Raw genomic sequence first — 7026 nt, 5'->3', positions numbered from 1 at the left:
AATCGGCGACCAGTTGCTGCGCAAGCGCGGTGGCTTCCGCGTGCTTGTTCTTGTCGAACAGCGCCGCGTGCTTTTGCAGCAGCGTCTGATTGGGGCGCCGGACCGGCCTGCCGGCGTCGCTCTTCCCTGCGTGGCCGGCTGCGGTTTCCAGAACGATCGCCATGTCGATGCCGCTCGGCGCAACCGCGGCCGTCGCGAGCACGACGTCGGGCGACGCCAGTTGCGCGATCAGCCCGTCGAGCGCCGGGCCGTGCACGCCGCGCTGTTGCGCGATTTCGACCGCGATCCACGCGGCGGCCGTCTGCCCGCTGCGATGCAGCGCGTGAATGTAGCTAACCCAGTAGTAGCCGTTGTCCGGGCTCGCGCCGATGGCGGCTTCGAAATGCGGTACCGCATCAGCCGCCTGACCCGTATCGGCCAGCAGCACCGCGAGGTTGTAATGCGCATCGCCATGCGCGGGCACCGCGTCGAGGATGGCCTCGTACAGCGCCCGGGCGTCGTCGAACGCGCCGCTGCGCTGGCGCTCGAGCGCGTTCTCCATGACGAGCGCAATGTCCTGCGCAAGCTGCTGTTCAGGCGTGAGCGCGGCGGAGGCGGGCAGTTCGGTCGAGAACATGATGAGATCTGCGGAAAGTCGGTCGATACCATTATGGGTAGCGTGCCGTTGCGCCGATGCCGCGAGCTGACGGGAAAAGCCCGGTCAGTTTGGCCGATTGAGCGGTCGGCCGACGCCGGGGCGGTGCGAATTGCGGCGACCCCAAAAAAAACGCCCGCACGAGGCGGGCACGGAGGCGAACGAGCACGCCCTCACATCAGCGCGTAGTTCTTGTTGTCGGGTTGGCGGCGCATGCGTGTCGAGCACGCCGCGCGGCGGGTCTTAACGGTTCGCGATGCTCTGGTACTGGCCGACGGCCTGCACGCGGCTCATTGCCGCCTGGTATTCGTCGGTCAGCTCCTGCTGCGCGCGCTGCGCGCCGGCGAAGATCCGGTCGTTGCTGGCCTGCATGCGGCGGATCGCGGCGATGCCGACGGGCGGCTGGTCGGTCGAGAGCAGCGCGACGAGCGACCAGCGCGCATCGACGAGGCGCACGGCCTCGGCCCAGTCGGCCATCGCGGCCGCGTGTTCGATGGCGTCGGTGAACGCGTCGATCTGCGCAATCAGTTCGGTCTGTTCCATCTGGGCTCTCCTGTCCGGCTAGCGGTCAGCTCTTGTTGTTCGCCAGCGCGCCGCCGCTGTTCGCGCCGCCGAACAGCTGGGTCAAGTATTGCGAGTTGCTGTTCATCGTCGCCATCAGCGTGTTGAGCGCGGTGAACTGCGCCTGGTACTGGCTCGTGAGCTGGGCTGCGTAGTTCGACAGCGTCGTCTGCTGCTGGGCGACGTTCTTCAGATCGTTGCTGAGCGCGGTAGTACGCGCGGCGATCAGTCCGTTCGTCTTCGTGTAGTTCGTGATGTTCGTCGTCAACTGCTCGCCGATCCCGTTGGTCGAGTTGAACAGCGACGCGACACCCGTCGGATTGTTCTGCAGCGCGCCGTTGAGCGCCGTGCTGTCGACCTTCAGCGTGCCGTCGGCCTGCAGCGTGACGCCGATCGACGCGAGGTTGACCGTCGAGCCGTTGCTGGTCACGCCGCTCGCGACGATCGACGCGAGTGCGTTCTTGATCGTGTTCAGCGTCGAGTCGCCGAGCAGCGGGCCTTGCGACGACGCGCCGGACGTGAAGCTCGACAGCGAGCCCATCGTCGTGACGAGCGTGTTATAGAGCGTCGCGAAATTGTTGATCGCGGCGGCCTGGGATTTCGTGTCGGTCGCGACCGTCAACGTTTGCGGCTGCGTGGCGCTGACGGCGGCGCTGGTCAGGTTCAGCGTGACGCCGGTGATCGCGCTCGTCACGGTGTTGCTCGCGCTGGTGCCGGCGATCCCGTTGATCGTGAACGCGGCGTCCTGCGCGGCGGTGCTTTGTTTCCACGCTGCGCCGCTATTCGCGGACGTGATCGTCGACTGGCCGCCCGTCGTGCTGGCCGTCGACGTGACGCCGAGGCTGGACAGGCCGTTGTCGCCGGCGACGTTGCTGAGCGCGACGCCGATCGTGCTCGCCGCGCCGGTCGGCGTCGAGCTGAGCACGAGGTGCGCGCCGTCGCTGCCGTTGACGACCGACGCGACGATGCCCGGGTTGCCGGTCGCGGTGTTGATCGCGGCGGCGATACCGGACAGCGTGTTGTTGGTGCCGTTCACATCGACCGAGAACGACTGGCTGCCGAGCGACAGCGTCATCGTGCCGGTGCCGAGCGCGGTCGACGCACCGAACGCGGCCGACGACAGCGACTGCGACGTCGCGATCTGCGTGACGCCGACCGAATAGCTGCCGGCCACCGCGCCGGCGCCCGCGGTCGCGGTGAGGCCGGTGCCGCTCGCGGTCGCGGTGAAGGTGTTCTGCAGCGAGCCGTTCGACAGCGTCGTGAGGCTGGCCTGCAGTGCGCTCAGCGCGGCCGACAGCGCGCCGTACGCGGAAATCTGGGTGTTGTCGCTGCTTTGCTGCGCGTTGAGCGCGGCGGCCTGACCGGCGGTTTTCGCATTGACGAGTGCCGTCACGAGCGAGTTGACGTCCATCGACGAGTTGCCGGTCGAACCGCTGATGATCGATTGGGCAGCCTGCTGCAGCTGGCTGTTGGCCGAATTGTTGGCGGCTGTGACGGCGGAATTGATCGTCGACATCGTAGTGCTCCGTGCGGCGGATGATCCGTGGAATTCTGGGTGAAGACCTGACGGCGGGGCAATGCCCCGCGCGCCAAGTGCCTGCGGCCGGGCCACGCATTACGCGGGGCCCGGCCGTGGGTTGCTACGCGATTACTGCAGGAGCTTCAGGACCTGCTGCGGCAGCGAGTTCGCCTGTGCCAGCACCGAGATGCCTGCTTGCTGCAGCACCTGGTTCTTCGACATGTTCGCGGTTTCCTGCGCGAAGTTCGCGTCGGTGATCTGCGACTGTGCCGACGACAGGTCGGTCGATTCTGCCTGCTGCGACGTGGCGATTGCCGTGAAGCGGTTTTGTGCCGCGCCGAGTGCCGCCTGCACGTTGTTCACCGTTTGCAGCGCGTTGTCGATCGACACCATCGCGACGTTCGCGCCGCTGACCGTGCTGATGTCGAGGTTCGACACGGTAGCCGGCTTGTTGACGGCGTTGATCTGGTTGATCGCATTGGTGATGGCCGTCTGCTGTGCCGCGGACGTGCCTGCGCCGGTTGCACCCGATTGCAGCGTCAGGTTGCCGACTGCCGTACCGGTGCCGGTGGTTGCGTTTGCGCCGAACACGGACTGGGCAACGGTTTGCGAGATGGCGCCGCCGTTCTGGTCGGTGAACGTGTAGCCACCCTTACCGTCGGACAGCACGTTGATCGCGGTGATCGTTGCGCCCGAACCGGTGTACGCGCCGTTGTTGTCGAGCGACAGACCCGTCACCGTACCCACCGTCTGGCCCTTCTGCACCAGGCCGCCGCCGATCTTCGCAGCCGACATGCTTTGGCTCAGGTCCAGCGAAATCGTCTGGCCGACGTTCGCGCCGACCTGGAACGACACGATGCCTGCCGAGCCGTCGAGAATGTTCGTGCCGTTGTACGTCGTTTGCGACGCGATACGGTTCACTTCCTGGATCTGCTGCGAAACTTCCTGTTGCAGTGCTGCCTGGTCGGTCGTGGACATCGTGCCCGTCGACGCCTGGACGGCCAGCTGGCGGATACGCTGCAGGCTGTTCGTCAGCGACGACAGTGCGCTCGAAGCCGTTTGAATCATCGACACGCCGTCGTTGGCGTTCGACACGCCCTGGTTCAGACCGTTGATCTGGGTCTGCATCCGGGTCGAGATCGCGAGGCCTGCTGCGTCGTCCGCTGCGCTGTTGATGCGCTTGCCCGACGACAGGCGCGTGATGGCCTGGGACAGGGCGTTTTGCGAGCCGTTGAGGTTCTGCTGTGCAACCAGCGAGTTGATGTTGCTGTTAATTCCGAGCATGGAAAAATCTCCTGTGTAAGCCGAAAGCCCTGGAAAGCCGTTTTGGCGTCGGCGGAAGCACTCGTTCATTGCTGGCCGCCTCAGAGCAGGATTTCGGCGCACCAAAACAAAACTTGAGGGGCACTTGGAGATTCGGCCCGATTTTTTATCCTTCTTTGTCATTTCGGACCGCCCCGGCACGGCGCTGGATTAAACGGGGGCAGAAACGGGCCCGATGCGGCTCCGGCACTCAGTCGTGACGCTGTGCACACACGACCGACAAAAGGGTGGTTTTGTCTGTGATTCCCTGCTATGATGGCGGGCTGAATTGAGATTTTCTGTCACGCCTTTGCCGGTTTCGGCATGTCTGCTGGCAGTCAAACGCGGCGCTGCACGCGGTTGTGAAGCGTACTCGCGGTGCTTTCCGCCTCTCTTTTCCGGCCTCCGAGGCCGTATTTCCGCTCGTTTCGCCTGTTGTGGGGACGCTCGGATGGCCGGTGCGTGGCGCTTGGCCGCTACGTTTTTGACCGTTTAAGCAATTTAGGAACGACATGACGACGATTCTTCTGAAAGAAAACGAGCCGTTCGAAGTGGCGATTCGCCGCTTTCGTCGCGCTATCGAAAAAAATGGCCTGATCGCTGAACTGCGTGAGCGCCAGTCTTACGAAAAGCCGACCGCAGTCCGCAAGCGCAAGAAGGCAGCAGCCGTCAAGCGCCTGCACAAGCGCCTGCGCAGCCAGATGCTGCCGAAGAAGCTCCACTAAGAGCGTCTGACGGTTCGCCGCGAAACGGCGGAGTGTGCCTCGAAAGAGGCCGCTCCGCCGTTTTGCTTTTGCAGGCCGGGAAAATCCCGAGGCTGCGGTGGCCGACGGGCCGGGCGGCGGCGCCGGCCGGGGCCTGCGGTATGCAGCCGCCGGCCGCTGCGTTCAGAAGTCGATCTTCGCGCTCAGGCTCACCGTGCGCGGATCGCCCGGCTTCACGTAGTCCGCGTACTGGTATTCCCAGTAACGGCGGTTCAGCACGTTGTCGATCGATGCGCGCAGCGTCACGTCGTGGCGGCCGACCCGCGTCAGGTAGCGTGCGCCGGCGTTGACGACGAGAAAGCCCGGCGCGTCGAGGCCGCCGGCCGCGCGCAGCGGCGTCGCGCCGGTGAATTTCGCGTCGACGCCGAGCGTCAGCCCCGGCACGCCCGGCACCGCATAGCCGAGGTCGCCCGCGAGTACGAAGCGCGGCGCGCCGGCGACACGGTTGCCGTTGTTGCCGATCCCGTTCGCGTACCACGCGTCGAGCAGCATCGCATCGACGCCCGCGTTCCAGTGCGCGCCGAATTTCGCGCGCGCGCCGACCTCGATCCCCTGAATGATCGATTCGCCATCCTGCACGTAGACGTTCGCGGCGTTCGCGTATTCGGCGCTGCGCTCGATGCGGAACAGCGCGGCCGTCGCACTCCAGCGCGCGTGCTCGCTCTTGATCCCCAGCTCGTACTGCTTGCTGCGCAGCGGCTTGAGCACCTGTCCCGCGTTCGCGTAGACGTCGTTCACGCGGCTGCCGGGCTCGAGCGACTCGGCGTAGCTCGCGTACGCGGTGGTCGTCGGCGCGAGCTTGAACATCACCGCGAAAGTCGGCGTCACCACGCCGTTCTGGCGGTAACCGGGGTCCTCGGCGCCGCTTGCCTGGAACGCGCGCTGCTCGTAGTTCATGTAGCGCACGCCGGCCAGCACCGACCAGCGCTCGGTCAACTGCACGGTGTCGCTCGCGAACAGCGATTTCTGCACGATCTCGCTCGTGCGGTACTGGATGAAGCCGTGCGGACTCTCGTAGCGGTACGGATTCGGCGCATAGAGGTTGCCGGCGCCCAGCGGCACGAACACGCTGTTCGCCGAATAGTCGTTCGCCTGCTTCTGCCACGACGCGCCGAGCACGATCTGGTGGCTGAACGGGCCCGTGCGCACCTTGCCTTCGACCATCGCGCGCCATTGGCTGAAGCGGTGATCCTCCATGCCGACGTAGCGGCTGTCGGTGTAGTTGCCTGCGGCGTCCTGCAGGTACAGGGTGCTTTCGTTGCGTCGGCGTGTCGCCTTGCTGTAGCTGTACGCGACGTCGAGCTGCCAGTCCGGCGCGAGCTGGTATTGCAGCCCGGCCGTATAGAGCTGCAGGTTCGTGTTCAGGTACTGGTCCTTGCCACCCAGGTTCGTCGACCCGCCGCTGATCGTGGCGGGCAGTGCGCCACCCGGATAGCTGCCGGTGAAGATCGACGGCGTCTGGCCGGTCGTGCGGCGATCCTGGTACAGCGCACCGAACGACACGGAGAGGTCGCGCGTCAGGTTCGCCTGCAGTGCGAGCGACACGCTGTCCCGGCGGATGTTGCCGTCGTTGTACGTCTTGCCTTCCTCGTGCGTCGCATTCAGCCGCGCGCCGAACATGTCGTTCGGCCCGAAGCGCTGGCCGAGATCGACATGCTCCGTCCACACGTTGGTGCTGCGGTAGTTGACATCGACGCTGCGCACCGGCTCGGCGCCCGGCTGCTTCGTCACGTAGTTGACGACGCCGCCCGGCGTCACGAAGCCATACAGGAAGCCGCCGAGCCCCTTCAGCAGTTCGACGCGCTCGAGCTGCTCGTACGGCATCGTGATGCCGTACGTGACGAACGGCAGCCCGTCGATCTTGTAGCCGTTCTGCCAGTCGAGCTGCATGCCGCGCACGGTCATGTAGCTGGCCCACGCGCTGTACGCGCCGCTGTTGTCGGACACTGACGCGTCGTTCGCGAACACGTCGCCGAGCTTGTACGGCTGACGCGCCTCGAGTTCTTCCGACGTGACGATCGTCGTCGAGAACGGCGTGTCCAGCTGGCGGCGGGTGCCGAGTGCACCGGTCGAGATCGTGTCGGTCAAGTGTTGGGGTGAATCGTGTGCGGCCGTGATGTTCAGGGCAGGCAGGACCGCGGCGTCGCCGGATGAATCGTCCGCATGCGCGAGCGAGGCGGCAAGGCAGGCGAGGGCGGCGGCCACGCGGCGTGGACGGACAGGAGGGCGGGCAAGGCTGACGGTCA

6 protein-coding genes are annotated in these 7026 nt (G+C 65.7%); 1 reads left to right on the top strand and 5 read right to left on the bottom strand.

Annotated features, from left to right (window positions below):
- From JMF90_RS16965 to JMF90_RS16950, 4 genes are all read right to left on the bottom strand, one after another.
- A partial coding sequence (locus JMF90_RS16965) for a tetratricopeptide repeat protein (RefSeq protein WP_201325250.1) occupies positions 1 to 616 on the bottom strand: 616 nt, incomplete at its 3' end.
- 261 nt (positions 617 to 877) lie between these two features.
- A complete protein-coding gene (locus tag JMF90_RS16960; RefSeq protein ID WP_011546723.1) occupies positions 878 to 1177 on the bottom strand; it encodes a flagellar protein FliT in 300 nt (99 codons plus the stop codon).
- Between the two features lie 25 nt (positions 1178 to 1202).
- Positions 1203 to 2711 carry a flagellar filament capping protein FliD gene (fliD, locus tag JMF90_RS16955; RefSeq protein ID WP_011546722.1) on the bottom strand — a complete coding sequence of 503 codons (1509 nt, stop codon included), beginning with the start codon at positions 2709 to 2711 and terminating at the stop codon, positions 1203 to 1205.
- Positions 2712 to 2843: 132 nt separating this feature from the next.
- Positions 2844 to 3998, bottom strand: a complete 1155-nt coding sequence (locus tag JMF90_RS16950) for a flagellin (protein ID WP_011546721.1) — start codon at positions 3996 to 3998, stop codon at positions 2844 to 2846.
- 530 nt (positions 3999 to 4528) lie between these two features.
- On the opposite strand from JMF90_RS16950, the gene rpsU reads away from it, so the two are divergent.
- A complete protein-coding gene (rpsU, locus tag JMF90_RS16945) occupies positions 4529 to 4741 on the top strand; it encodes a 30S ribosomal protein S21 (RefSeq protein ID WP_006401410.1) in 213 nt (70 codons plus the stop codon).
- A 162-nt stretch (positions 4742 to 4903) separates the two neighbouring features.
- On the opposite strand, the gene JMF90_RS16940 is transcribed toward rpsU, so the two are convergent.
- The coding region (locus tag JMF90_RS16940) for a TonB-dependent siderophore receptor (protein ID WP_236597995.1) at positions 4904 to 7026 on the bottom strand (2123 nt) is incomplete at its 5' end.

Origin of the sequence: Burkholderia sp. E168m23, from assembly GCF_016586125.1 — a bacterium.
GTDB lineage: Bacteria > Pseudomonadota > Gammaproteobacteria > Burkholderiales > Burkholderiaceae > Burkholderia > Burkholderia orbicola.
The sequence above is the reverse complement of the archived record's forward strand: the minus strand, read 5'-3'. Positions and strand labels throughout refer to the sequence as shown.

Coding starts and splice junctions, on each gene's coding strand:
- JMF90_RS16950 (WP_011546721.1), bottom strand. CDS start 3,998: ATGCTCGGAATTAACAGCAACATCAACTCGCTGGTTGCACAGCAGAAC.
- fliD (WP_011546722.1), bottom strand. CDS start 2,711: ATGTCGACGATCAATTCCGCCGTCACAGCCGCCAACAATTCGGCCAAC.
- rpsU (WP_006401410.1), top strand. CDS start 4,529: ATGACGACGATTCTTCTGAAAGAAAACGAGCCGTTCGAAGTGGCGATT.
- JMF90_RS16960 (WP_011546723.1), bottom strand. CDS start 1,177: ATGGAACAGACCGAACTGATTGCGCAGATCGACGCGTTCACCGACGCC.